Origin of the sequence: Cohnella phaseoli, from assembly GCF_003386235.1 — a bacterium.
Taxonomy (GTDB): Bacteria; Bacillota; Bacilli; order Paenibacillales; family Paenibacillaceae; genus Cohnella; species Cohnella phaseoli.
This window is the reverse complement of the sequence record NZ_QRDZ01000008.1, coordinates 57,117-81,919: the sequence shown is the minus strand read 5'-3', so window position 1 is coordinate 81,919 and position 24,803 is coordinate 57,117. Positions and strand designations below refer to the sequence as shown.

Genomic DNA, 24,803 nt, shown 5'->3' with positions numbered 1-24,803 from the left:
CAGATGATAATACGATGAACCCTACCACAAGTAAGATGAAAGCAGAGGGTAAGCTTGGGGGAGAGCATGAATATTAACGATCTAATTGCTTCATGGAATTATGCGAGCTGCAAAGTCATAGATATTCGTCGCATCACGATCAAGGCTGGCGACTCCATTCGTTCCTATCGTGTTCCCTCAAGTTTATTTCTCATGTCGATTCGCGGTAACGCTACAGTTCATCTGGGACAAGATGTTTACGATATGCAGCATTTTACTGTGATTCATGCGGGTAAAGGTAACGTGCTTGATATTGACGCAGACATGCAAGATCTGGATTACTATAGCATCTATTACAAGGGCGGCGTACAGCCACTGGCACCTTCCGATATCGCCTCTCGTTCCTTTGATCTTTCTTACAGTATAACACCGAATAATCCGATGCCCCTGTACCGGATAGTGAGTGAGATGGAAAAAGAGTGGGGAAGGTCTAACACCCTTACTCGGCTTCGCGTAGGAGCTTTATTTTATCAGTTCGTGTATGAGTTGCTGCATCAACTGCCAAAACAAGGTTTGAACTCTAAGAAACGTGATTTGGCGACTCAAATTGCGACGATTGTTCATGAGAATTATGCAGAAGCGATGACGTTGGAGACGTTATCGGAAAGTTTAAACTATAGCGTTTCCCATTTGTCTTCTTACTTCAGATTACGTACAGGGATTAGTCCAATCGATTATTTAATAAAAGTTCGGATCGATCAGGCTGCAAAACTATTGCTTGAAACGGATGCTACGTTAAAGGAAATTGCGGCCGGTGTGGGGTATCATGACCCGAGTTATTTTAGCAGATTGTTCAAAAAGCACAGAGGGGTCTCTCCCATACGCTATCGAGAAGTGAATGCAAAAGAGCAGAAACAAGTAGATAGTCCTCCTATAAACGTGGAATTCTCCATTGTCTCGTCAGAGCTAGTTCGCTACGCTGATGATATTGATAATTATTATCATCACGAAGGTGATGGAGAGGAAGATTTATTCATGTTTAAAGACTCAAGGACTACGCTAGTGTCCGCATTGCTGCTAAGCTTCATTTTGTTGCTTAGTGCATGTGGTACGAACGACGCACTAGGGACTACTACATCACAGCCAAGTCCAAGCGATGCTCCCGTTTCATCCGAGCAGCCGCAGACTAAACTTGTTCAAACCATTAATGGCGAGATAGAAATACCTACTCAGCCTAAACGAATCGTTGCCGGCGAGTATCTTGGAAGTCTCATAGCGCTAGGTGTAACGCCCGTTGGAACATCCGATCATCATATTAAGAATCCATACTTCAATCAGTATTTGAAGGATGTAGAGAACATAGGTGACGGAAACGGCAACGTAGAGAAAATTTTATCGCTTAAACCGGATTTGATTATTATGGACGATTTTTATCCTGAGCTAAATGAGCAGATGTCTAAAATCGCCCCTACTGTGGTAATACCCTATGCTTCTCTAAAAACGGTGCACGAGGAAATCAGTTTTTTCGGCGAACTGCTTGGTCAAGAAGAAAGGGCCAAGACTTGGCTGAATGAGTATGACAACCGTATCGCTATTGCTAAAGAAAAGGTATTGAAAGTCATTCCCGCTGACAGTACATTTTCGGTTATTCAGCTAGATGAAAAAGAAATAATGGCTGTTGGTGCAGACTTCGGAAAAGGCGGTCAACCGATCTATAATGGCTTCGGATTTAAACCTCCTGCAGATGTTGCGGCCGAAATGGCTGACCCCGGTTGGGCGTCAATCTCTGCGGAAGTGCTGCCAAAGTATGCGGGAGATTATATTATCCTGACATCGGACTCGAAAAAGTTGGATGAACTGAAAAAGGATCCAATTTGGAATACGCTTCCGGCAATAAAAAATGATCGAGTGTTCTTATGGACAAGCGACCGTTCCGGATATTGGGACCCGATAGCTATTCTGAGTCAAACAGAAGAGTTAGCTGAATGGCTAATAAGCCGCTAGGAGCCGGAAGGAAATAGCGGTAAAATGGAATACGAGAGCAGGGAGACCACCAAGATTACTTCTAAGGGGTCTCTTTTTCGTAAGCTCCAAGGAAGGAAGCGCTATCCATGATCATCGCTGTTGATGTATATTATGAGGAAAATAGAGCGAAATCGGTGGGGGTTATTTTTCAACGCTGGGAAGATTCTAAACCGCTTGAAGTCATCACGTCCTATACGGAAACCCCACACGAATACGAAACGGGCTTTTTCTATAAACGAGAGCTCCCTTGCATACAGGAGCTGTTGAAGCTTACAGATATAAACCAAATACATACCCTTGTTGTGGATGGCTATGTCTATTTAGACAATGAGCAGAAGCCCGGGCTCGGACATTATGTTTACACAAATTATTTAGGGGAAATTCCAGTGATCGGCGTTGCCAAAAATGCTTTTCACAACAACGAAGCACTTGTCAGAAAGATTTACCGAGGCAGCAGCTCGAAGCCTTTGTATATAACCGCTGTCGGCATGGAGTTAGGAATCGCTGCCGAGCATATACAAAGCATGTACGGAGAATACCGATTTCCGCATCTGCTGAAATTGCTGGACAAGCAAACGAAGGAAGCCTGGCTATAACCATCAGGGGGATTCAATATGTTGTTTTGGAAGAAAGAAACGCAACTTGATCGAATAAAAAAGAAACTCGAACAGGCCATGCGCAAAGATACGTCTTTGAAGGTGTTTGGAGCATCCTCGCACAAATATAAGGTTAATGAAAAGCTTACAGAAAAAGAGCTTGCGGACTGGCAAGCAAAGAACCGGGTCACGCTCCCGAAGCCGTATACGCAGTTTTTGACGAAAGTCGGAAATGGAGGTGCCGGGCCGTATTACGGGATGTATTCGATTGAAAAGGCCGCTTCCTATACCGATAAAAATGCACTTGCGACAAAGTGCGTTCTACACCCCGGAATGACAAAAGAGGATTGGAACGTTCTGATCGAGCCCCTGATTAATGATGAGGATATCTCCGACCCGGAATACGACGCGGTCCGTAATAGGGTGCTGGGCGGCATGATGTGCATTGGCACACAAGGCTGCGAATACGATATGTATCTCGTACTTGAAGGGGAGCATAGGGGAAAAGTCGTCTACACTTCAGATTTTTATCCAGACCATCCCTTTTTCTTTGTCTATGAAGACAACTTCCTGGACTGGTACGAGCGCTGGCTGGATGAAGTTATACTGGATTACGACATCGCATGGTTTGGCAGCAGAATGCCGGGCGATGAAAATGCGTTGATTCAGGTTTATCAAAACGCCCCTGACGAAGAAATCAAATCAAAAGCGCTTGATGGAATGTTCAAGATCAAGAAAATCTCACAGCCAACCATTGATTTTTTGAGAAACGTGGCTGATCGTGGACAAAAAGATCGCACGACAGCCATTCAGCTGATCTGCAAAACCTCTGTTGACGCGGGGAGAGACTATCTTCTGGAGATGTTGCATTCGGATAGCGAAGAGGATTTATTGCAAGCCTTACAGATCCTGAACGGGTACGGTAAAGCTGTTGATTTAGCGGAATTTATAGAAGCGATATTGGAAAATCTCCACAGGGTACAAGACCCGGAAACGTTACGCCATGTGGGGTATGTTTTGGAATCTTCCGGCGCGATTACACTTCAAAACTTTGCGCCCTTTTTGCGCCACGCCGACTCGAATATACGAAACGCCGCCATCTATGCCACACGCAGCTGCGATGACAAATCGAAAGATTGGGAGATCATTGAACAGATGTTAATGGGCGGCGACAAGGAGGTTGTGAAAAACTCTATTCTATATTGGGGCATTATCCCTCATGAGAAGTTATTGCCATATTATAGAGCTGCATGGCCGGAATATAAAGATAACCCTAATTTCAGGGACAAATTTATAAATTGTTTGAATGAATTAAATTTGCCGGATGATTATTTTGACAATGGTAAGAATGCCGTTAAATGAAGAGCTCCCTAAAAATAATTTAAAGTAGCCCCTCCCGCAAACGATAATCAAAAGCGATTAATAAAAATTTTTAATGAGATGTAGAAATCGGAACGGTTGGTACGACATTATAACGAAACCAAATTATATTAAGGATTAAAGGGAGGAGCTTTACAATGAATTACACCTTGATGTTTTACGAAAGTCAGGAGGACTTTGCAGCAAGAACGGATCCGGCCCGAAAACAAGAATACTTGGCTAGCTGGACGCACTATGTACATGCATTGCGGCAAGCTGGAATAGTGGTATTCGGTTCAGGTCTCTATGCTCCCGAGACAGCTGCTACGGTGAAACGTCGTGGTGGTGAGATGGTAGTTCAGGATGGACCGTTCCCTGAGACGAAAGAGCAGCTCGGCGGGATATTCGTGATTGATGTTCCGGACTTAGACACCGCATTAGAATGGGCTGCTCGAGGGCCTGTCGATGTGGTTGAGGTCAGACAGAACATTCCCGCGTTGAAATAGTCGCTCTATGGAAACCAATCAGATCATTGAAGAAACGGCTCGCGCTGCTTATGGTCGATTACTCTCCTATTTGGCTGTGAATTGGCGGGATTTGCAGGCTGTTGAGGATGCTATTGGAGATGCTTTTCTCGCCGCGCTGGAGGCCTGGCCCAAGATCGGCATTCCGGATAAGCCCGAAGCATGGCTGACTACGGCCGCTCGTAGACGGCTTATCGACCAAGCCCGCCGTGCTCGTATTTCCGAAAACGCGCTGCCGACACTCCTTGCCATATCGGAGGATGCACAGCGTCTGTCTTCTTCAAACGATGTCTTTCCGGACGAACGCCTGAGGATGATGTTTCTTTGTACTCATCCGGCAATTGATCCTGTTATGCGTACACCGCTTATGTTGCAGACGGTGCTTGGGATCGATGCAGCTCGAATTGCGTCTGCATTCATCGTAAAGCCCTCCACTATGAGCCAGCGTCTTACGAGGATAAAATCAAAAATCCGTGCCGAGCGCCTCACTTTTGAAATGCCTGGCGCAGAAGAGATCCCGGATCGTCTCGATTCCGTCCTGGAGGCCATCTATGCTGCTTACGGGAGTGGATGGGACGAGGCGGCCATTGCCGATTCGCCCAGAAGAAGATTGGCGGAGGAAGCGATCTATCTAGGAAAGCTGCTTCTTCAATTGGCTCCTCGCGAACCTGAGGTTTACGGTCTGGTGGCAACTATGCTCTACTGCGAAGCACGACGTGCGGCCCGGTATGATGAGGGAGGAAGCTATATCCCCCTTTCCGAGCAGGATTGTTCACGGTGGGAGAAAGGCTTGATCGTAGAGGCGGAGCGTTATCTTCATGCCGCTTCGCAAACGGGGCGAATCGGTCGGTTCCAACTCATCGCTGCGATTCAATCCATACATGCACAACGTCTATGGACCGGAAGCATCGAGTGGGAGGAGATTGCGCTTTTATATGAGGGGCTCATTCAAATGTCCCCTACATTGGGAGTTTTGGTCGGTCGAGCCGCTGCTATTGCAGAGGCTTATGGAGCGGAACGAGGGCTTGCTTTAATGGAGGCTATCTCATCCGAGGAAGTGGTGAACTATCAGCCTTATTGGGCGCTTGCCGGCCACTTGTACAAACAGATGAACCGCAAAGAAGACGCCTATTCTGCTTATAGCCTTGCTATTGGACTGAGCACGGATGTTTCTGTTCGACAATTTCTAAGCCGCCAGGCTTCCGAAATATAAATGTAGCATCGATAAAATATCCATTAAGGTACCCCATCGGGGTGCCTTACACTTCCGTGCATGTTGAGCGGGCTTGATCATTCACGTTGCTGAAATAAGAGGAGGGGATGGAGCTTTGAAACATGTTGTCGAGTATGATCCGGATCTCGTCAAATCCGTCAATTTGCCTGAGAAGGTAGAGGCCTATTTGCTTAAGGAAGGACTTCCTTTTATCGAGCCTGCGGATACCGTCTTGGGCGTTCGCTTCCAATCGTTCGCAGATAGGGGAATACTGCAAGTTGGCGAACGCAAGTTGTTGCCCATCGGATACGAATGGGAACCGGAAAGCGCCATTCTGGGGTTGGCTCAAGGCTCCGGGCATCTCTATTCCTTCCAACCGGCCTCCGGGGAATCAGGATTCGTTAATTCGGATATCCGTCTGTTTCTGATGTTCTTGTCAAGCGTCCGATCGTTTATAACAAGTCACTCCGAAGATGATCAAGCGACGATATGGACGGCGGAAGAAATGAGCGAACGGCTGGCCGCCTTCCGCCGTGGCGAATTCGTCCCGCAGCGTCCGAAACGGCCGGTCTTCGACCGCAAGGCGGAGCTGGCCCGGATGCGGGCTTTGTTTGAGGAGAAGGACGCAGCCAGCCTGGCAGACGAAAATCATTGGTGGAGCTGTGTGCTTGAGCAATTGGAAGACGGTTTGTTATAGGACTTCGCCGATGGACACGATTAACTCAGCCGTATCATTTTTCTTAAAGCTGCATGAGGTGAGAATGTAAAATTAGAAGGTAGGCAATATAGCCAAATCTTGTTTTAAGCGGTCCAACTGCAGAAGGTGATGACGGTAGTGCATTTCGACAAGTAAAAACCATTCCTCCGCGCACAATCCGCCGAATCTCGGATGGGGCACTGTAATTTGTTTGGATATTTTTTCAAGGGTAGGTTCAATGTCCTTCATTCTCTGGATGACAGTGTGTAAGCCTCGAATGAGCTGCTCCTTACTCTCTGGCTGCTCAGGAGTATATTGCGGGGAAGGCGGCACATGAATGCGAATGGGCGGGAAGCTCCCTTGAGAAAATATAGCCGCACCAACCTCGGTTTTTTCCGTTCCAGGCACCATGGAATCTTGGCTTGGCACCAGGCACTGATCGATATTACGAAGCTGCATATAAAGCGCCGAGTTAATGAGATGTTGAAACATCTGTCCGATTGACCACTCGTTGTCGCTTTGCTTTTGCCTCAGCTGCTCCAGACTGAATTGGTTCAGTTCATGAATATAATGTGTCGCAGTTTCCTCGAATCGTTGTAAGGCTATCTTTGTTGTTATCATTATTTATCATCGCCTCTAATCTCTTTTTTCTAAGTATAAAAGAACGCTACTGACACCATTATGTCAGTAGCGTTCTAACGTTTTTTTCAGTTCGTGTCTAACCCGATCTCGGAAGGTTTCCGGCTCCAGTACAACCACTCCGCTTCCCCAGCCGAGCACCCAATGAAGCAATTCCTCAGGCTGCCGAACACGTAAGGTCACCAGCAACCCTTCCGTATGGTCCTCTATGGTGTGTATATAGAAGTTGTTCGATTCCCTTACCTTATCGGCAATGTCAGGCTGGACCCAAATGCGCACCCGGACGTTGCGATCGTCTGGAGGCTGGTATGCATCTAAAAGGAAATCTGCGGGCAATATAAATCTATCTTCCAGCTCGACAAGCTCCGACATACGGGACAACCGGAAATGACGGATGTTTTGACGCAATTCACACTGTGTAACGAGTACCCATGATCCTTGATGAAGCACAAGTCCATAAGGAGCAACTGTACGAACACTTTGGCGGTTCCCGTCAGCCTCGGCAACTCGTTTGGAATAGCGGAATCTTATTTTTCGTTCCTCCAGTATCGCTCGACGAATCGCTTCCAAGTATGCCTTCTCTTGTATTCGTGCTATATCTTTAGCAGTAGTAAGCAAACGAAAGCTCTTGCGAATCCGGGATGCCTCAGTGCGGATCGGTTCTGGCAGGATGGCTTCAATCTTCCCTCTCGAAGTTCGAGACTTACTGCCATAGTGAACATCAAACCAATGCTCGATAAAATCTGTCCCGATGAGCAACGCCACTGCTTCTTCCACTGTGAAACTGACTGGCGGCAGGAAATACCCCTCCATTAAGGAGTATCCTTGTCCCGGCGCCCCTACCACGGATACGCCAGCTTCACTCAAAGCCTGAATATCCCTGTAGATGGTTCTCACACTTGTTTCAAATATAGCGGCTAAATCCTCGGCTCGTAACACTTTGTTACGCTGCAGCTCAAGCACTATGGCTAACAAACGATCCGTTTTGTTCATGCGCTGCATCCTTTTCCGAGAGATTATTTATCCAGGAGAAATGAGAGGTCATCATATAACAATACAAGCACCTCCACTGAAAGTATATCACTAGGGTATTCTGCCCGTTAGTTCAATCCGACAAACGATAGCACAAAGACGCAAGACTGCTGGCATTCGGCAGCCTATTTCGCTAATGGGCAGGATTGTATCCTATACGCATCCAATATTTATTAACGTGAGTATCCATATTTTATTAAGCTGACGGATATTCTGCTTGAACCTTACGTAACGTAATGATTTATAGTGAACGTGAAGGCAGGACGAAATACGGGCCAACGGCCAAAAAAATCGAACAAAAAATTCAAAATCGAAGGAGAAACAGACATGAGAAAACTCGTATTGTTCATGCATGTGTCGCTGGACGGGTATGCGTCGGATTCGAATGGAGGACTGGATTGGATTCCGTATAACGAGGAACTTGAGAAATACGCCGAGGAGGTCGTGGCCGAAGTCGGCTCTCCCGTATACGGACGCACGACATACCGGATGATGGAGAGCCACTGGCCCGCGATGCTGGACAATCCGAATGCGTCGACGCACGATATGGAGCATGCCAAATGGGTGCAGGATGTTAAGAAGATCGTCATCTCCAGCACGATGGACAAGGTGGAATGGAACAATACCACATTAATCAAAGACAATATCGCAGAGGAAATTAAGGCACTCAAGGAGCAGCCAGGCAAAAATCTCGTTATCTTCGGCAGCCCAGGGGCGGCGAAGACGCTGCTTGAGCTTGGCCTGATCGACGAATTCCTGTTGACGATTTGTCCGGTCATCCTAGGCAGCGGAAAAACAGTATTCCACGGCGCCGGTGAAAAAATCAGGCTCAAGCTGCTATCCAGCCGAACGTTCAATTCAGGTATTATCGCAGCTCGCTATGAGTTGGTGAAATAGCCGTGCTGTACAGGGTGACACCACAAAAAACAGACCGAAAAGAAGATGCTGCAAACTGTTCCGATGAAATGATATTCTTGTGACAAAATACGGAGAGAGCGAGTGATCGTTGATGATGATTAAAAACCGGGAAAGGGTGAGCGACTCACAATAGAGGAGGTAATGGTCTGTACAACAATTTAGAACTTATGGACATTCAAGCTGAGGTTCTCTATGTTCATGATCAAGCTGGAAGAATCACAGGAGTTAATGAGCGTGTCCGCCATCCAGCACCCCGGTTTTTTTGGGGGCATACGAATAATGGGCGAGTAATAAGATTCCGAAATGATATCTCGAATAACGTGATCCGCAACGTCATGAAAATAATGGATAGGTATGACCCAAATGAGCAACTGTCCAATGTGATTAACACATTACAAATGGATAAGGAAATTCGCCGAATATGGATGGGTCCTGCTTACACATTTAATGAGATCGGTACGGATTACACGGATGCTACTCTAGTCACCGAGAATAATAAATGCTACCTGGAACATGGATTTTCCTCACTGTTATCGGAACTTGAGTCTCGAGAACCTTGCTATATGGTGATGGAAAACAACATGGCGGTATCAGTATGCTTTAGCGCAAGAAGTAGCGATAGAGCTGCTGAGGCCGGTGTGGAGACATTGGAGGGCTATCGAGGAAAAGGATATGCAATTCGGGTCGCTTCTTCCTGGGCCCAAGCTATTCGCCATTCTCAAAGAATACCTATGTATAGTACGTCATGGGATAATTACTCGTCGCAGTCCGTTGCAAAGCGTCTTCAGCTTCACCTCTATGGGACAGATATTTCTATATACTAGAATCTACAAGACAGTAGGTTAAATTGTAGATCCTTCCGCTAACGGGAGACGATATTCTAACACTAACAGTGAGGCCGCCGATTACTTCGGCGGCCTTTCGTGTATGTTAAAGTTGCTGCAAGTCTCAAGAATGCGAAGAAGCTCAACAGAACTAATGGTTCTTATGAATTCTTTCGATACTTAGCCTGGGTCGATTTCCATTGTGGTAAAATAAGTAATTAATTATGGTGATGGGGGGAGTGCTTGGTGGCTAACGAAATATATGTATATCATATTGTTACTAAGAAAAAAATGTCGCTGGGACAGATGTTATACTTTGATGACAAGCAAAAAAATACCCTTTATCAATTCTTCTTTGAGAAGGAACGCTTGAATTCCAAAGGCGAAGACTTTATTGAGATTCTATACAGTTATTATACAGATGAAGGCTTGAAGCTGAACAAAGAAAATGCCGATGTAGCGATCAGTTATGTAGGGCAAACGATTAGAGCTATTAGAGAAGTTATAGTTGAGATGGTAAGACTGCAAGAATATCCTGAATACCCTTCAAGATTGTCCTGTTTATACGCTAGAGGGGGCTGCTTATGAGTCAAGAGATACAATACGTTAGAGACCTGCTGTACCGCATGACCATCAAGACGGATGAGCAAGGGAGAGAAGTTCGGAATTCGGAAGATCAAGTGTCTTGGAAGGCTTTGCGCGAAGCGGAACGGTTGGACGATCCGACCTTGATCGATGTTGCGGCACAGGTCTTGGAGGAAACGCAAGACGATGAAACAAGGGGGAACGCCTGCTTCCTATGGAGCCATCTGGCGAAAAATACAGGGGATGTCAAGGCTGTCCGTCTGATGCTGGACGAGTTTGCGAAAACGAACAAGATGCAAACGAAGTCGCGAATGATGTGGTCGTTCGCGCGCGTACCGGAAGTGCCGGATGCCGAAATGTTCCTTGCATTGTCGGAGTCGAGCGACGATTCGATCCGCAGAGAAGCGCTTCGGGTGCTAGCCCGTTGCCGGCCGGAGGAAGTGAAGGGGCGCTTAATCGAAATCATTCGTCACTCGAACGACCAGTACGATATCGTCTATACGCTGTGGGCACTGAAACAGCTCGGTCTGAGGGAGGCGCTTCCCGACGTGCTGGCGCTCATCGAATCGCCCAACGGCGAGATTCGCAGTCTTGCGATACGCTTTGCCGCCGAATTCGGGGATGTTACTCATGTGCCTTTATTTGTATCGGCGCTTGAAAACGACAGGTCCCCTGATGTGAAATGGAGCGCCATGGAAGCTCTCGACCAATGGGGGGGCGACTCGGAAACGAAAACCGTTTTGAGTCGGGTTAAAACAATTGTGTCTCGTCAACGCAAAGGGGGCGGGCAACATCCAATGAGCGAGCTGATGCATGGCCTATCGTTCCTTTGGAGAGTAGCGCCGGACAAGGAAGAGGTACAAACTACTGGCGGCCCTGAGCACCTCGAAAGCGGATAAGCTGTTTGAACATGAGGCGAAATGGTTGGCCGAATTAACGAAAGATTCGTCGGAGATCATGGCGAAGAAGTCGTTTTAGCCAGTGCGGTGATGATTACAGTCGAGCAAATGATAGATGCGTGTACAGAGGAAGGAGTTAGACCGGCGTTTTTATCAATTGAATTAAACTATAGAGTTTGGAAATTCCGCATATTTGAGACTCGATCCTCTTATCCAGATAAGTCCGGATATTCTCGGCCAGCTTCATGACGCATTGCAAATCGCTCTGCTCTGCAGCGGCAATTCTATGCTTAGATTTTACGGTTTCTTCGGAATAAACGGAGTTCTGCATGATCTGGATCAACTTCATTTTAAGAAGATGACCTTTATGGTAGCGTCGATAACTGTTTTCCAGGTCCCGGTCCGCGATCACATAACCTGCGTGTTCCCAGTATCGGATCGTTGATTTAGGTATCTTCATTAACGTGGATACTTGATGGATGGTAAGGCGCTCCTTGGCAAATGAAGATGTATTATCGTCCGCTAATTGCCGAATTTCTTCAATCAACCGCTCCAATTTCTCTTTATCCTCGTATAAAACAACTTCCTTTTCCCTGATGACCCATAAAGCGTTATGCATCTCGTCACGCTGAAGATCATGAAGCACCTCCGTCGTCACTTCCATCCCGAATGCAGGGGCCATGGTTTGAATACAAGCCAAGTAGGCTGAATGCAAGTCCGTATAGAAACGATAGCCGTTCTCGGATCTTTCTGCGGGAGGTATGAGGCCTTTAGCTTCATAGTTTCGTAAAGTGCTGGGGCTAATCATAAATTTTGTCGCCATTTTTTGAGGGCGCATTTTCATAATCTCAGTCTCCTCCTAACATAAAATTAAAGTTGATTATAAGGTTTTCTATGAAACCATTAGACTTTCCTTGTTTCAATCTGGTCATCCTTACAATTGGCTTGCATGTTGTACAATTTTTGCGAAAGGACAAAAAGGAGGAGAAAGTGAATGGAAAAATATTTTCCGAAATTCCGCCAAGACATGACGATAAAAGAAATCGGTGAGGAGGCCAACCGCTATATCGAGTCCAAATGGAAGTCCTTGTACGAATCGATGCATGCAGACTTGACGGCCGCTTTTGCGGAGATAGAAGATGCAGCCTACGGCCTTTATTTGGATCAGCTTATGCCGACTGTATTCGAACAATTGGAAAGCGCCGGATTTAGTGCCATGGTGAAGCTGGAGGAGAACGATTTTGTTATCGCAAAGCGCTTGGTTTTCAGAAACTCCCTTGAGAAATGGGGGACGGAGGATCATAGATCGAGAATATTCTGGAACGTGATCCGCGACAGGCAAGATGACCCGGTAGGTACTTTACTTACGGAAATTCCTCATTCCCATCTGAAATTCGACATTCCTTCAGCACCGATGGTCTTTGTGTTGTCTGAGTTTCTCAAGGAAAAGATCGTGCAAGGAGTTAGGGGAATAAAGGAGTCGCAGAGGATATGACTAGCGGGGGGCTTCTGAAATAACGTTTGAAGCGCTCGCTCATCGCCTTTCAATTTTCTTTTTGACTCAGCGACAAGCTTTGCGCATAGTGTAGTATAATGAGAGAAATTTAGAAAAACTTAGGAGGTTTTACTGTGCCTCATGAAGTCCCAAAGCCAATGGGAATCGGTAGAATGATCGATTTAAGCTTTCAATTGTATCGCAAGCATTTTGCGAAACTGATGTCGATTATGTTGATCTGCTATGGCCTTTTTTATTTACTTCAAGCCATGACTCAGGGGCAGACCGTCCAGTCGATGTTCAATATGGAAGGTATTGTGAATTATTCTTCCGCAGACGCGGAACCGCTGCTCTCAGAAGGCAGCCAAGGGTGGGTCGTTTTTCTCTTTGGCTTAGTCTTTTTGTTTCTGACGCCGGTCGCCGTCGCCTCCGTCGTTTTTCTCGTATACCATGTCATGAAGGGAGAAGAAGCCCCGTCGGCGCTCCAATTGCTGCGGATGTCCTTTAAAAGGTATGGGGGATTGCTCGGCAGTTCGGTCTTATTTGCTCTAATGATGCTCGGCTTTATTATTGCAATCGCGATCGTGACTATGATCTTGGGCATGATTGTCGCCGCGATCTTGGGTGGTGTGGGGATAATCCTTGTTTCGGTTGGGGTCGTGTTCACCTTTTACTATTTCGTAATCCGCTTCATGTACTTTCTTCCGGTTGTCGCACTCCAAGAAGAGTCGGTTGGATTCGGAAGAAGCTGGAGTTTGACGCGTCAAAGCTTCTGGAGACTGTTCGGACTGTTTCTGGTCATGATGCTGTTGATCTATTTGTTTAATTTAGTCGCCGGTTTCCTCCTTGCGTTGGTGCCGATGAGCGGCATTGTTTTCGCCCTGCTGCAGATGCTTGTCAATTTGCTGACAGCGCCGATTCTCTATGTGGTGTATGCGGTTAGCTATTTCGATCTTAGGGTTCGCGACGGAATGGGACTTGAAGAGATGATTAACCGGATCGGCCCGAATTTTATGACGCCGCCGCCGCCTCCGGCCGACCAATGAGCGACCGGTCCGAGCTGCTTGAAGACAAACAAAGACTTGGCGAAATTCTGAGCAGGGACGAATTTACGAGATATGTGCATGAACAGACCGCCAGCCCGCGCAAGGGTTGGCTGGAAGCGCTGGTGGACTGGGCGATTGATCGTTTTCCTTCCCTTCATGGGGCAAATAGCGTGGTGATCGTCGGATTGTTCGTGGTGCTGGGCGCGGTGCTGGTAGCACTGTGCTGGGCGATTTACGGGTTCTCCAGGCAGATCGTGTACAATGGGAAAACTCGTCGTCATAAGGCGCCTGTGGGGGCATCGGAGATGGCGTTGACGTATGAGCAGTATGCGGCGATGGCGAAGGCTGCGCATGCCGAAGGGAAAATCCGGGAGAGCATTCGCTGTTCGTACCTGTCGCTGCTGTTCTACTTGGAACGGGCTGGCTGGATTCGCATCGAGAAATGGAAAACGGACTGGGATTATCGAGATGAGCTGGAGCGGAACCGGGCGAATGCGGTGCCGTATTTTCAGCGGAGCGCTCTGCTGTTCGAACGGGTATGGTACGGGCACGAGCCTGCGGACGATGAAAGCTTCCAGGGCTTTCAACGCGATATCGCTGCGTTGATTGCGGAGAGGGAGGCGAGGTAGGATGTCGCCGATCAAGCAGCTGCTGCATCGGAACAAACACGTGATCGGGCTGGCCGTCTGCGTCATGCTCTTTGTTGGACTGGGACTGATCGTCGTAAGACCGCAGCCCGAGCGATTAGCGCCTTACGTATCGTTCTCCGCTGACGTGGATGGGACGAAGGGCGTGATCGAGCTGCTTAAGGAGAAGCAGGCTCCGATCAAGACATGGAAGCGCTCGTGGAGCGAGCTGCCCGCGAGCACAGGGCAGACGCTGCTCATTGTCGAGCCCGCCGCGCCGCTTGATGGCGAATGGGCGAAGCTGTTCGAATGGGTGGAGCGAGGGAACGAGCTGTTGCTTTTCAGCCGCAATCTAGGCGCGGGAGATGGATTTCAAACCGAACGCTCGGACGCTTTATCCGGAACCGCCACCGTGATGCGGCAGGAGGGGGAAGCAGTTGTCGAACGAATGGCGGAGGTTGCAATAAAGCAGCGAATTACCTTGGAAGACGGCGATATCGAGCTGCTTCGCGACCCAAGCGGAGTCATCGGGGTGAAAAGACCGCACGGAGAAGGAACGATTGTCGCGGCGGTTGCGCCCGAGTGGCTGACGAATGAAAACGTGCTGAAGCACGATCATTTTGAGCTCGTATGGCCGTGGCTGGTCGGCGACGGGAATCGCACCGTCCTGTGGGTGGACGAGTACCATCACGGTTATGAGGAGACGCCGGGGTTCCTGGCCGTGTATCCGGCGTGGCTCGTCTCCGTCTGCGCAGGGCTGGCCGTCTCGCTGCTGCTCTGGCTGTGGCAGCGCGGCAAGCGCTTCGGCCCGGCCTATACGCCGCGGGCCTGGACGGTGCGCCGCGGCGACGAAACGCTGCGGGCCGTCGCTGCGTGGTACGAGCGCCGCCGCTTCAAGAGCGAGGCGCTTGCGCATCAGGCGCGCGCCCTACGTCGTCTGCTGCTGGCGCGCTGGGGGCTGCCCCTTGAAGCCGCGCCGGAAGAGGCGGAGCGGCTGGCAAAAGACCGCTTAAGCGAAGCGCAGGCGGTTAAGCTGGAGCGCCTGCTGCGGCACGCGCAGGCGTTGGAACGCGGCGCGGGAGCGGATGGCGATTTCGTCGAACGGACGCGAGAGTACGGCGAGATGATCGCGTTACTGGAGAAGGAGTGACGAGAATGAGCGCAAGCATGGGGAGACTGCTGACTGCGATGGAGCAGCGGCTGTACGGGCAGAAGACGAATATCCGGCTCATGGCCGCGGCGCTGCTGGCCGGAGGACATGTGCTTCTGGAAGGAGTGCCGGGACTCGGCAAGACGAAGATGGCGCGCACGCTTGCGGCGTTAACGGGGGGCGAGTACCGTCGCATCCAGTTTACGCCGGATTTGATGCCCAGCGATATTACGGGAGGCGTCATCTATCATACGAAGGAAAACGAATTTCAAACGGTCCGCGGGCCTGTGTTCGCCAACCTTGTGCTAGCGGACGAGATCAACCGTTCCGGACCGAAAACGCAGGCTGCGTTGCTCGAAGCGATGGAGGAGCGGCAGGTGACGATTAACGGGGCGACGCACCGGCTTCCGGAGCCTTTCCTCGTCGTCGCGACGCAGAACCCGCTCGAATATGAAGGTACATATCCGCTGCCGGAAGCGCAGCTCGACCGCTTTCTGTTCAAGCTGATCCTGGATTACCCGGGGGAAGAGCAGGAACGGCAAATTCTAAGAGGGCACGTCCCGTTCGCGACGGAGCGCGATCAGGCGATCGTTCCAGAGCTTACGCTCGATGAGATTCGGGCAGCCCAGGCGCATGCGGCGGAAGTTGTCGTCGAGGATTCGGTCATCGACTACATTACGGCGGTCATACGCAGAACGCGCGAATCGAAGCGGGTACAGCTCGGAGCAAGCCCGCGCGCCGGAATTGCCATCCTGATGGCGAGCAAAGCCTGGGCTGCTCTCGAAGGCAGAAACTACGTGACGCCGGACGACGTGAAGCTGGTGGCGCGCCCTGCGCTCCGCCATCGGCTGCTGCTGACGCCGCAGGCGGAATTGGAGGGCGGCAGCAGTGACCACATCGTCCAGGAAACGCTCGCGTCTGTTCCGGTTCCTCGATAGACAATTTGGCGATGAGTCGATCGTTCCCACTCGCCGCCTTGTCGCGATTACGGCTATCGGTTCCGTTCTGATCGGGGCCGTCTATGCGCTAGGTTACGGCGCTTATTCGTTCTGGGGATTTTATCTGGTACTGGCGCTATTCAGCGTCGTCGATCTGCTTCTGCTGCCCTCGCGGAAGCGGTTCTCCGCAGAGAGGACAATACCGGAGGAGGCCGACGTACGCCAATCCTTCAAGGTTCGGCTTTCTCTGCTGGCCGATCCGGCGTTGGGCTTTTCTCTAAACGTCGAGCTGGCCGATGACATTCCGATTTCCTTCACGGATTACCGCACGCAACGGGAGGACGAGCAGGATGTTCGGATTCCGCAGGAGGTATGGAGAGGCCGCCTGGAGGAAAGCGAGATCGGTTTCGAATACGACGCCGCAGGGCAGGAGAGGGGAGCTTATACGTTCGGAAGCGCGATGCTTCGCTATTGGGGCGGAGTCGGGCTGTGGAAGAAGCAGACGAGGCTGACATGCCGAAGCGAAGTTCGGATCGTGCCGGACCTCTCGCGGGTACGCGGAATCCTGGCTGCAGCTCAGGATTCTCTGGTGCTTGATGGCAGCAGGCTGGCAAGGCCCCATCTGTCCGGTACGGACTTCGATTCGATCCGCAGCTACGCGCAGGGAGACGATCCGAGGCGGGTGAACTGGCGGGCGACGGCCCGCAGCGGAAAACTGATGACGAACATTCTCCGGCCCGAGAAAGGCAAAGTCGTCACGATTGTACTCGACTGCGGAAGAATGATGGGAGTCGAGCTTGAGCATCAGACCAAGCTGGACCGCACGCTCGAAGCTGCGCTCGTTCTGGCCGCGGTCGCGTTGAAGCAGGGGGATTACGTCGCGCTGCTCGCTTTCTCCGACCGAATCAAGACGTACGTCCCCCCGGGGCGCGGTCTCCCGCATTTGCGCCAACTGACGCTGGCCGCTTACGACCTGAAATCCGATTTCGTCGAACCCGGATTCGGTTTGGCTTTGTCGCATGTGCTGCGGCAGACCAAGAAACGATCGTTCGTCGTGTTGTTCTCCGATATGGAGAGCTATCTGTACGACCAGGAGCTGCCCGTCTACGCGCGTCGACTGCGCAGAAGCCATGTGCCGCTTCTCGTCTCCTTGAACGATCCTTTGCTGCAAGAATGGGCGCGAACCGAGCCGGTGAACCAGCGGACTGCTTATATTCAGAGTCTGGCGCATAAGTTCCGTCTCGATCGCAGCGAATACGTGAGTCAAATGGCCGGCTTGGGCATTCAGGTGATGGATGTGCCGGCCGACCGATTGGCGCTTAGCGCGGTCAACGAATACCTGGATTTGAAAGCGCGGAACGGGCTCTGAACTGGCCGTAAACGTAATAGAGAACGAGCAGCAGCAGCGTGCCGCTGGCAGCGGCATATTTGACGCCCAACGGCAGCTGCGATGGCGTGACGTATCCTTCGATGATGCCCGCGATCACGAATAGCGGAATCGTGCCGAGCAGCAGCTGCACGGACTCTTTAGCAGCCTGGAGGAACTGCCGCTTGCGCGGGTATGCGCCCGGTACGAAAAAGCGGTACCCCATATATAGGCCGGCTCCGCCGGCGATGAAGATCGCGGTCAGCTCGATAATGCCGTGGGGGAGAATATACGCCCAGAAAACATAGCTTTCGCCGGCCTGCATGAAGACGGCCGCGAGAGCTCCGACGATCAAGCCGTTGTAGGCAAGTAAATACACGGTGCCAATCCCCAGCGTCACTCCGCTTACGAAGATCAGCATGGCAACGCGTATGTTGTTGATGAAGATTTCCGTCGAGACGAGCGGGCTATGAAGATCGCCGCGAGGAGCGTTCGTCGCAGCGGGATCGATCGCGTTGGCGATATTCGCGGGCAGCACCAGATATAGGTTAAGCGGGTCCGACCCTACCGCTGCGAATCCGGCGATCATTCCGAGAAGAAACAGCGCTCCCGCAATCAGAATGAACGGCTGTCTCCGACGAATTAAGGACGGAAAGTACGTGCCCAAGAAGCGTCCGATGCGGCTTGCGCCTTTGTCGGATTGCTTGTACAGGACATGGTGCGCTCTGGCGACAAGATGGTTTAAGTAAGTCGTGGTCGGGTCGTTCGGCCATTGCGTACGCATGGCTGACAAATGTGCCGCCGCCGATTTGTACAACGCGGTCAAACGGTCGATATCGCCAGCGCTAATCGGTCGGCGGATGTGATTTAACGCGTCGAGCAGCCGCTCGAGCTCGGACCAATCCTCTTTGTATCGCTGAATTCGCTGTGCGGGATCCATCGCTCAGACCTCCTATTTTTTATTATCCTACCATAAATTCCCGGAAACGAGGAGCATAAGAATGAGCTATCCGTTGGAAAAAGAAGTGTCGATCGTAACGCCCGAGCAGGTCCGGTTGGAATTCCCAACGGCGGGAGTGGGGATGCGGGCCATTGCGCAATTGATCGACATGCTGATTCTGGTCGCCGTCTATATCGCTCTTGCTTTCGCTTCTATATTCTTCGAAAACAGCGATTACGCGATCGCGGCGCTGCTCATTATCGGGGCGGTTGGCACGGGCGGTTATTATGTCGGGTGCGAATACTACATGGGCGGGCAGACTGTTGGCAAGCGTGCGGTCGGCATCCGCGTCGTGCAGATGGAAGGCCGGAACGCCGGGCTGCTCGCGGTCTTCATTCGCAATCTGTTTCGGCTGATCGATATGCTGCCTGTCGGCTATTTTCTGGGGATGATCGTCGTCATGAGCAGCTCCATGGACCGCAGAATCGGGGATATGGTGGCGGGAACGATTGTCGTCGTCGAGAAAGAGAAGGAACGGCTTAAGCTGCGGAAGAAGATTAACAAGCAAATCGACCGAAGGCGCCTATCGCTGCCGCGTCAGCAACTGGATGAAGAGAGCCGCAGGGCGGTCGGGTATTCCGATTGGGTGCTGCTCGCTACTTGGGCGGAGCGGCTGCCGTTTGTCTCGCAGCAGCGCCTCGCGCAATTGGCTCAGCCGATCGCCCAACACTTTGCAGGCCGACTCGGCGTCGTCCAAGACATTGCGCCGAACGATACGATCTTTCTGATCTGGTTGTACGAGCAGCTGCGCGGGGATTGGGGGATTTAGATATTCTGGAAGCGGGAGGAGTAAAGATGACTTCTCAAGATGAGGTTTTACGAGAGATAAAGAAAAAGAGGCAAGTCATTTGGCTGGCGATTCTATTCTTCGGGCTTTGCGGTATCGTCGGTCTTCTTGGCGGAGGGATTTTACTTACCGTTATCGGGTTCGGTTTTGTTGCAGCAGGAGTCGTAGGTCTTGATAAGCTAAAGGGATTTGGCCAGGATATTAGGGATTATCATCCGGGTCAAGGCTTCAGATACTTTCGAAAAACAAAAGAGGGCAAGCTGAAACAGCTTACCCTGTCCCAATGCGGACTAGCCATCATTGCATTATTGTGCGTTTTCTTCCGAATTTCTGTGGATGAGGCGTTAGTAAGCGGAATAGCGGGCATTCTTTTTATCCAATATTATCTTAAAAGAAGAATCCATCTTCATACTCCAATCGACGAGGCTTCCTTATTTGAGCTCGAAGAGCTTGGGATTATTGCATCCAAAGATATTGTGAGAGCGCTTTATAAAGATTTTGAGAGCTGGGATCAGGTGCAGAAGGGAAACAAGATTCTTCTCGTGACGCAGGATTCATTTGTTTGTGTAATCATGGAAAGTAAAATAGACGCTATTCGCATGGAATGTAGGATGAAGGATATAAGAAAATTAGGGGTAATTGAACACGGAAAACAAGGTGAAGGCTTGTTGGTCTCCATGGGGACCTTGGACAATCGGATTATGCGCGTGATGCTTGATGGAGCAAGCTTTCAGGATTCGCCGGAAGAATTTTTTAAGCAGTTTTTGCAAGCCTTGGATGAAGCTCTTGCTTCAATATCGGAGCCTGCCGAACATAGAAGAGCGACGATTGAGCTGCAAAAGGGAGAAGCGGCTAGATCTGGGGTTAGAATAAATATCCGGGAATTGGACCTCTTTGGTCAAGAAGCTTCCGCTTGGACGGCTCCTGCCAATCGGATTGCGTCTGAAAAGTAAGCTGATTAATAAAGCCCATAAACCGCTACTCCCTTCACAAGTGAAGTGGACTGCGGTTTTTTGTAATACTGCGCCGATTTTTATTTGTATAGTGAGTTCAGAAAGAGGAAAACAAGTTTACCTTACTGCATGGAGCCTCTACAAGGTGGGGCCGAAGCCGCTACAGACTTTACGGGACAAAATTTCCGGGTAACAGAAACATCGAACCGCGATCGCAGTATAAACAATAAGCAATGTGTTTACAGATCGGTGATTTTGGTATCGAGGAGGCAATTCAGATGAAACGACAATCCAGCGTTCGCTTGGCGGCGATTATTCTTATGATGCTTTCATTCCTGCTCGGAGGTTGTTCCGATTTGTTCGGCAAATCGTCTCCGGAGCCTTCGGCTTCGGAAACGTCCACGGACGCTCCTTCTTCGGAGCCATCAGTCGCGCCGGATTCGTCGGGGAGCGTGATCGCGTACTTGTCAGCGTGGGAACGGCTTGATTATGCGGGGATGTATGCGCTGCTCTCGCCTTTCGTGAAAAATGATCTGACGGAAGAACAGTTCGTCAAGCGATACCAGACGATCTACGATGCGCTTAAGGTGTCCAATCTGGTCGTAACGGCGCTACCGACCGAAGAGGACGGGGCGGTGACGGGGGCCGGAACCGCTGTTAAAGGGTTCGCTTATCGCGTCTCTATGGATACGGAGGAAGGACCTATCTCATTCGATAACCAGGGTCGGGTCAGAAAGACGGTGCAGGACGACGGTATAACGAACTGGCTAATCGATTGGAATCCTTCGTATATTTTCCCCGGTATGGAAGAGGGGGATACGGTGCGAATCGAGAAAACTCCTGCGATACGCGGGGAGATTGTCGATCGCAACGGCAATCCGCTGGCGGTCAACGTCGAGGCGGCGCAACTCGGCATTGTGCCGGGCAAGCTCGGGGATTCGGCCGATACGGTTAAAGCGTCGATGGCCAAGAAATTAGGCATGACTGTACAGGAGATCGACCGCAAGCTTGGCGCGTCGTGGGTGAAGCCGAATCTGTTCGTTCCGATCGCCGTAGTGGTCGATAATGCGGCGAGGGAAGAACTCATAGCGCTTCCGGGGGTTTCCGCTCAGAAGGTTACGGTACGGCGTTATCCGCTGGGCGAAGTGGCGGCTCATCTGATCGGCTATATTGGAGAGATCAACGCCGATGAGCTGAAGACGCGCGAAGCTCAGGGCTACAAGACCGGAGATCTGATCGGCAAGGCGGGGCTGGAGCTTATGCTTGAGACGCAATTGCGCGGTACGTCAGGCAAAGCGGTTGTTATTGCGGATAGGGCAGGCGTGCAGAAATCCGTGATCGCAGGGCAAGATGCCAGGAACGGCACGACGTACAAATTGACGATCGATGCGGCGTTGCAGCAAGCGATCTATGAGGAAGTAAAGGCTGATGAAGCTTCCGTGGCGGCGATCCAGCCCAAGACCGGAGAGGTGTTGGCGCTGCTCAGCAGCCCGTCTTACGATCCGAACGCTTTCGTTCAAGGCGTGTCCAAGGAACAATACCGACAATGGAATGAAGATCCGCGTCATCCGTTCCTGAACCGCTTCTCCCGGACATATGCGCCAGGCTCGTCCTTTAAGGTCATAACGGCAGCGATTGGGCTCGACAGCGGCGCGCTTGATCCAAACGAGGCGAAGGAAATTGCCGGATTGACCTGGAAGAAAGACAGTACCTGGGGCAAGTATTACGTGAAGCGGGTGCATGAACTGAATCCGGTCGATCTGTCGAAGGCGTTGACCTACTCTGACAATATCTATTTCGCTCAGACGGCGCTGGCCATCGGCAAAAAGCAATTCGTCGCAGGCGCGGCACGCTTCGGGATAGGCGAACCGCTTCCGCTGACCTATCCGTTCAGCGCTTCGCAGCTTGCCGGCGGCGGAGGCGCGCCGTCCGGCGATATTCAGCTTGCCGACTCCGGCTACGGACAAGGACAGGTAGAGATGACGACGCTGCATGTCGCCTTCGCCTTCTCCGCGCTTGTCAATGGCGGCAATATCGCCTATCCGCAGCTGTCGGAGGCCGATTCCGCTTTTGCGGGAAAGCTGTGGAAGGAGCAAGCGATGTCGACGGATACGGCGGAATTAATCAAGGCCGATCTTGTGAAGGCGGTGGCGAGTCCGGAAGGGGTCGGGCATGGCGCCTATATTGCCGGCGCTTCGATCGCCGGCAAGACGGGAACCGCGGAGCTAAAAGCGAGCAAGGGCACAAAAGGGCAGGAAAACGGCTGGTTCGTCGGTTTTGACGCGGATGACCCGCAGCTGCTGATCTCTATGATGATCGAGAACGTACAGGGTCGCGGGGGCAGCCGCTATGTGGCCGCTAAAGTAAAACGGGTTTTTGAGCATTGATAGGAAAAGCAGTAGAACGCCAAAGACGTTTTGGCTTGTATGGAGGGCGTTAAGTTGGATTTATATAAAATGGCAAAGAATATCAATGTATTAGGCGATTTTCTTGGAAAAAGAGACATAGATACTTTGTCCAGCATGGCATTGGAAGAAAAATATCAAATCTCGCAGACGGATTTGTTGATTTTGTTCGGGGCTAGCATAGCTTATGGTTGTGATGTAGTAGGTCAAGCCGTCTCGAACAAGATCGCCAAAAACTTTATGATTGTTGGCGGGGAAGGACACACTACGGAGAGTTTGCGTCGAATCGTCCACCGGGCTTTTCCCGAAATCGAAACTGCGGAAAAAGCGGAAGCGGATATTATGAGCGAGTACATGAAACGGAAGTATGGGATTGACAACATTTTAATAGAGCGTAATTCAACGAATTGCGGAAATAACATTACTTACGCGTTGGATGTTATGAATCAAAATAATCTTTCCCCGAACAACATCATTATTGTCCAGGACGCAACGATGCAGTGCAGAATGGAGGCCGGTTTTCGTAAATACCTTCAGGATACGAAAGTCGAAGTCATAAATTTTGCTTCGTATAAGGTTAGAGTGGAAGTCAGAAATGAAAAATTGGCGATCGAACCGTCGGGTATTTGGGGCATGTGGGACATAGACAGATATATTTCCTTATTGATGGGGGAGATCCCAAGATTATCAGACGATGCTAACGGTTACGGTCCTAACGGAAAAAACTATATTGCGCACGTTGAGATTCCTGTGAACGTGTGGGAAGCATTTGAACAATTAAAAGCGGAGTATGGGGATTCGGCGAGGATTGCAAATCCTCTATATGCCTCCAAAACGCATTCAACGGAATTTAAGTCTGAACGATGAACTGCGGCTCCGTACGGAGATAATAATAAGCTCTTACCTCTGCCGACCAGTTGGCAAAAACTTCTCTCCATTGAATGCTGCTGAAAAACTCCTCGACGGATTGATTGTCGGAATCCCAATCGATAAAAATGTTAAGCGGCGCAATGCCTCCCGCCCAAATGCCATTGGTGACGTCCGTACCCGTTTCTCTTAGTAATAATATCGGAAGGCCAAATTGAAAAGCCATCGCAGGTTCGATCTGCGAAAAAACGGAGCCTTCCCAGAACGGGGCGGTTGTCGGTGTCTGGCCAACATTGGTTTTAAGAATTTGAGCGAAAAATCTGCGGAAATTGATCGCCAACAAGCCATAACTGGATATTACCAAACGGCGGATATTGGTCAGGATGGTTTCGGGATATTGTTCGCTTTGAGGCAATGTGCGAGGAAACAGCAGCGCATTTTCGATTTCTAATATAAGACGATTGAGAAATTGTTCTTGAATGGGGTTTACGGAATTGGTCGTACTTAAAAATATAGGAATGCGGAACGCGCGGTCCACGCATTCGTTAAGCACAGAGGCTACGCCATCTTCTTTATGATTAAGCTTGAGACCTGCAACAGAAGCTTTCTCATTCCCTTGAACGGTGGGGAATTTTTGTGCAACGCTTACGGGCGGGAGCTTTTTTAGCGGGATTTGATGGGTTTTCGCTCTGTCTTTATTACCACTCATTATTCGCACTCCTTAAAGGAATCGATTCGGAAGTCAACCATAGCCTATGTGCACCCGCCTATTTGTGTTCCAGAATGCGGCAAACACTGGAGAAAATAGCTACTTTAGCTCTATGTTTTGACTTATCATCGGACTGATATGATGAATTATGGGAACGACTTTATGATTAGA

The 24,803-nt window shown here is 50.2% G+C and carries 24 protein-coding genes and 1 pseudogene; 20 read left to right on the top strand and 5 right to left on the bottom strand.

Annotation, left to right across the window (positions count from 1 at the left end; translation table 11 throughout):
- Window positions 1-66: 66 nt before the first annotated feature.
- The 6 genes from DFP98_RS12030 to DFP98_RS12005 all read left to right on the top strand — a co-directional run bounded on the left by DFP98_RS12030 (window position 67) and on the right by DFP98_RS12005 (window position 6,393).
- Complete coding sequence (locus tag DFP98_RS12030; protein ID WP_116060997.1) at window positions 67-1,983, top strand: AraC family transcriptional regulator; 1,917 nt, start codon at window positions 67-69, stop codon at window positions 1,981-1,983.
- A 107-nt stretch (window positions 1,984-2,090) separates the two neighbouring features.
- Window positions 2,091-2,600: an endonuclease V gene (locus DFP98_RS12025; protein WP_116060841.1), complete on the top strand. Its 510-nt coding sequence runs from the start codon at window positions 2,091-2,093 to the stop codon at window positions 2,598-2,600.
- Window positions 2,601-2,618: 18 nt separating this feature from the next.
- Window positions 2,619-3,962, top strand: coding sequence for an SMI1/KNR4 family protein (locus tag DFP98_RS12020; RefSeq protein WP_116060840.1), 1,344 nt, complete (start codon window positions 2,619-2,621; stop codon window positions 3,960-3,962).
- Window positions 3,963-4,117: 155 nt separating this feature from the next.
- Window positions 4,118-4,465 (top strand): YciI family protein, encoded by a 348-nt coding sequence (locus tag DFP98_RS12015; RefSeq protein ID WP_116060839.1) that lies wholly within the window; start codon window positions 4,118-4,120, stop codon window positions 4,463-4,465.
- A gap of 7 nt (window positions 4,466-4,472) precedes the next feature.
- A complete protein-coding gene (locus DFP98_RS12010; RefSeq protein WP_116060838.1) occupies window positions 4,473-5,696 on the top strand; it encodes an RNA polymerase sigma factor in 1,224 nt (407 codons plus the stop codon).
- A gap of 115 nt (window positions 5,697-5,811) precedes the next feature.
- Window positions 5,812-6,393, top strand: a complete 582-nt coding sequence (locus DFP98_RS12005; RefSeq protein ID WP_181917641.1) for an SUKH-4 family immunity protein — start codon at window positions 5,812-5,814, stop codon at window positions 6,391-6,393.
- 72 nt (window positions 6,394-6,465) lie between these two features.
- On the opposite strand, the gene DFP98_RS12000 is transcribed toward DFP98_RS12005, so the two are convergent.
- Window positions 6,466-7,014: a DinB family protein gene (locus DFP98_RS12000; RefSeq protein ID WP_116060836.1), complete on the bottom strand. Its 549-nt coding sequence runs from the start codon at window positions 7,012-7,014 to the stop codon at window positions 6,466-6,468.
- A 63-nt stretch (window positions 7,015-7,077) separates the two neighbouring features.
- Complete coding sequence (locus DFP98_RS11995; RefSeq protein ID WP_116060835.1) at window positions 7,078-8,025, bottom strand: helix-turn-helix transcriptional regulator; 948 nt, start codon at window positions 8,023-8,025, stop codon at window positions 7,078-7,080.
- A 366-nt stretch (window positions 8,026-8,391) separates the two neighbouring features.
- Here DFP98_RS11995 and DFP98_RS11990 point away from each other — a divergent pair, with 366 nt between their 5' ends.
- The 4 genes and pseudogenes from DFP98_RS11990 (at window position 8,392) to DFP98_RS11975 (ending at window position 11,290) form a co-directional block, all read left to right on the top strand.
- Entirely contained in the window at window positions 8,392-8,961 is a 570-nt protein-coding gene (locus DFP98_RS11990) for a dihydrofolate reductase family protein (RefSeq protein ID WP_116060834.1), read from the top strand.
- Window positions 8,962-9,149: 188 nt separating this feature from the next.
- Window positions 9,150-9,806 (top strand): GNAT family N-acetyltransferase, encoded by a 657-nt coding sequence (locus DFP98_RS11985; protein WP_281275133.1) that lies wholly within the window; start codon window positions 9,150-9,152, stop codon window positions 9,804-9,806.
- A gap of 243 nt (window positions 9,807-10,049) precedes the next feature.
- Window positions 10,050-10,376 (top strand): annotated as a pseudogene (locus tag DFP98_RS11980) (DUF2441 domain-containing protein); the annotation flags it as partial.
- Window positions 10,377-10,390: 14 nt separating this feature from the next.
- Window positions 10,391-11,290 (top strand): HEAT repeat domain-containing protein, encoded by a 900-nt coding sequence (locus DFP98_RS11975; protein WP_116060831.1) that lies wholly within the window; start codon window positions 10,391-10,393, stop codon window positions 11,288-11,290.
- A 136-nt stretch (window positions 11,291-11,426) separates the two neighbouring features.
- Here DFP98_RS11975 and DFP98_RS11970 read toward each other — a convergent pair whose 3' ends face one another.
- Window positions 11,427-12,134, bottom strand: coding sequence for a MerR family DNA-binding transcriptional regulator (locus DFP98_RS11970; protein WP_116060830.1), 708 nt, complete (start codon window positions 12,132-12,134; stop codon window positions 11,427-11,429).
- Window positions 12,135-12,284: 150 nt separating this feature from the next.
- Between DFP98_RS11970 and DFP98_RS11965 the strand changes: the two genes are divergently transcribed.
- From DFP98_RS11965 to DFP98_RS11940, 6 genes are all read left to right on the top strand, one after another.
- Window positions 12,285-12,785, top strand: a complete 501-nt coding sequence (locus DFP98_RS11965) for a DUF6022 family protein (RefSeq protein WP_116060829.1) — start codon at window positions 12,285-12,287, stop codon at window positions 12,783-12,785.
- Window positions 12,786-12,919: 134 nt separating this feature from the next.
- Complete coding sequence (locus tag DFP98_RS11960) at window positions 12,920-13,831, top strand: hypothetical protein (RefSeq protein WP_220377084.1); 912 nt, start codon at window positions 12,920-12,922, stop codon at window positions 13,829-13,831.
- On the top strand, window positions 13,828-14,460 hold the full coding sequence (locus DFP98_RS11955; protein WP_116060827.1) for a DUF4129 domain-containing protein: 633 nt from the start codon (window positions 13,828-13,830) through the stop codon (window positions 14,458-14,460). The genes DFP98_RS11960 and DFP98_RS11955 overlap by 4 nt, the downstream gene beginning before the upstream one ends.
- Window position 14,461: 1 nt before the next feature.
- A complete protein-coding gene (locus DFP98_RS11950) occupies window positions 14,462-15,607 on the top strand; it encodes a DUF4350 domain-containing protein (protein ID WP_116060826.1) in 1,146 nt (381 codons plus the stop codon).
- A 17-nt stretch (window positions 15,608-15,624) separates the two neighbouring features.
- A complete protein-coding gene (locus DFP98_RS11945) occupies window positions 15,625-16,545 on the top strand; it encodes an AAA family ATPase (RefSeq protein ID WP_116060996.1) in 921 nt (306 codons plus the stop codon).
- Entirely contained in the window at window positions 16,496-17,914 is a 1,419-nt protein-coding gene (locus DFP98_RS11940; protein ID WP_116060825.1) for a DUF58 domain-containing protein, read from the top strand. Before DFP98_RS11945 ends, DFP98_RS11940 begins: the two co-directional genes overlap by 50 nt.
- Here the strand turns inward: DFP98_RS11940 and DFP98_RS11935 are convergent.
- Complete coding sequence (locus DFP98_RS11935; RefSeq protein ID WP_116060824.1) at window positions 17,874-18,851, bottom strand: stage II sporulation protein M; 978 nt, start codon at window positions 18,849-18,851, stop codon at window positions 17,874-17,876. The genes DFP98_RS11940 and DFP98_RS11935 overlap by 41 nt on opposite strands.
- A gap of 61 nt (window positions 18,852-18,912) precedes the next feature.
- Here DFP98_RS11935 and DFP98_RS11930 point away from each other — a divergent pair, with 61 nt between their 5' ends.
- The 4 genes from DFP98_RS11930 to DFP98_RS11915 all read left to right on the top strand — a co-directional run bounded on the left by DFP98_RS11930 (window position 18,913) and on the right by DFP98_RS11915 (window position 23,923).
- Window positions 18,913-19,680: an RDD family protein gene (locus tag DFP98_RS11930; protein ID WP_116060823.1), complete on the top strand. Its 768-nt coding sequence runs from the start codon at window positions 18,913-18,915 to the stop codon at window positions 19,678-19,680.
- 26 nt (window positions 19,681-19,706) lie between these two features.
- A complete protein-coding gene (locus DFP98_RS11925) occupies window positions 19,707-20,651 on the top strand; it encodes a hypothetical protein (RefSeq protein WP_116060822.1) in 945 nt (314 codons plus the stop codon).
- 278 nt (window positions 20,652-20,929) lie between these two features.
- Window positions 20,930-23,038 (top strand): penicillin-binding transpeptidase domain-containing protein, encoded by a 2,109-nt coding sequence (locus DFP98_RS11920; protein WP_181917640.1) that lies wholly within the window; start codon window positions 20,930-20,932, stop codon window positions 23,036-23,038.
- 54 nt (window positions 23,039-23,092) lie between these two features.
- Window positions 23,093-23,923, top strand: coding sequence for an ElyC/SanA/YdcF family protein (locus tag DFP98_RS11915; protein ID WP_220377083.1), 831 nt, complete (start codon window positions 23,093-23,095; stop codon window positions 23,921-23,923).
- Here DFP98_RS11915 and DFP98_RS11910 read toward each other — a convergent pair.
- Window positions 23,907-24,632 (bottom strand): hypothetical protein, encoded by a 726-nt coding sequence (locus tag DFP98_RS11910; RefSeq protein ID WP_116060819.1) that lies wholly within the window; start codon window positions 24,630-24,632, stop codon window positions 23,907-23,909. The genes DFP98_RS11915 and DFP98_RS11910 overlap by 17 nt on opposite strands.
- Window positions 24,633-24,803 lie beyond the last annotated feature (171 nt).

What these genes read in the sequence shown, in the direction of transcription:
- DFP98_RS11910 (WP_116060819.1), bottom strand. Translation starts at nt 24,632, where the DNA reads ATGAGTGGTAATAAAGACAGAGCGAAAACCCATCAAATCCCGCTAAAA.
- DFP98_RS11995 (WP_116060835.1), bottom strand. Translation starts at nt 8,025, where the DNA reads ATGAACAAAACGGATCGTTTGTTAGCCATAGTGCTTGAGCTGCAGCGT.
- DFP98_RS11965 (WP_116060829.1), top strand. Translation starts at nt 12,285, where the DNA reads ATGGAAAAATATTTTCCGAAATTCCGCCAAGACATGACGATAAAAGAA.
- DFP98_RS11975 (WP_116060831.1), top strand. Translation starts at nt 10,391, where the DNA reads ATGAGTCAAGAGATACAATACGTTAGAGACCTGCTGTACCGCATGACC.
- DFP98_RS11935 (WP_116060824.1), bottom strand. Translation starts at nt 18,851, where the DNA reads ATGGATCCCGCACAGCGAATTCAGCGATACAAAGAGGATTGGTCCGAG.
- DFP98_RS11970 (WP_116060830.1), bottom strand. Translation starts at nt 12,134, where the DNA reads ATGAAAATGCGCCCTCAAAAAATGGCGACAAAATTTATGATTAGCCCC.
- DFP98_RS11945 (WP_116060996.1), top strand. Translation starts at nt 15,625, where the DNA reads ATGGGGAGACTGCTGACTGCGATGGAGCAGCGGCTGTACGGGCAGAAG.
- DFP98_RS11930 (WP_116060823.1), top strand. Translation starts at nt 18,913, where the DNA reads ATGAGCTATCCGTTGGAAAAAGAAGTGTCGATCGTAACGCCCGAGCAG.
- DFP98_RS12010 (WP_116060838.1), top strand. Translation starts at nt 4,473, where the DNA reads ATGGAAACCAATCAGATCATTGAAGAAACGGCTCGCGCTGCTTATGGT.
- DFP98_RS12000 (WP_116060836.1), bottom strand. Translation starts at nt 7,014, where the DNA reads ATGATAACAACAAAGATAGCCTTACAACGATTCGAGGAAACTGCGACA.
- DFP98_RS11985 (WP_281275133.1), top strand. Translation starts at nt 9,150, where the DNA reads ATGGACATTCAAGCTGAGGTTCTCTATGTTCATGATCAAGCTGGAAGA.
- DFP98_RS12030 (WP_116060997.1), top strand. Translation starts at nt 67, where the DNA reads ATGAATATTAACGATCTAATTGCTTCATGGAATTATGCGAGCTGCAAA.
- DFP98_RS11955 (WP_116060827.1), top strand. Translation starts at nt 13,828, where the DNA reads ATGAGCGACCGGTCCGAGCTGCTTGAAGACAAACAAAGACTTGGCGAA.
- DFP98_RS12015 (WP_116060839.1), top strand. Translation starts at nt 4,118, where the DNA reads ATGAATTACACCTTGATGTTTTACGAAAGTCAGGAGGACTTTGCAGCA.
- DFP98_RS12020 (WP_116060840.1), top strand. Translation starts at nt 2,619, where the DNA reads ATGTTGTTTTGGAAGAAAGAAACGCAACTTGATCGAATAAAAAAGAAA.
- DFP98_RS12025 (WP_116060841.1), top strand. Translation starts at nt 2,091, where the DNA reads ATGATCATCGCTGTTGATGTATATTATGAGGAAAATAGAGCGAAATCG.
- DFP98_RS11950 (WP_116060826.1), top strand. Translation starts at nt 14,462, where the DNA reads ATGTCGCCGATCAAGCAGCTGCTGCATCGGAACAAACACGTGATCGGG.
- DFP98_RS11990 (WP_116060834.1), top strand. Translation starts at nt 8,392, where the DNA reads ATGAGAAAACTCGTATTGTTCATGCATGTGTCGCTGGACGGGTATGCG.
- DFP98_RS11925 (WP_116060822.1), top strand. Translation starts at nt 19,707, where the DNA reads ATGACTTCTCAAGATGAGGTTTTACGAGAGATAAAGAAAAAGAGGCAA.
- DFP98_RS11920 (WP_181917640.1), top strand. Translation starts at nt 20,930, where the DNA reads ATGAAACGACAATCCAGCGTTCGCTTGGCGGCGATTATTCTTATGATG.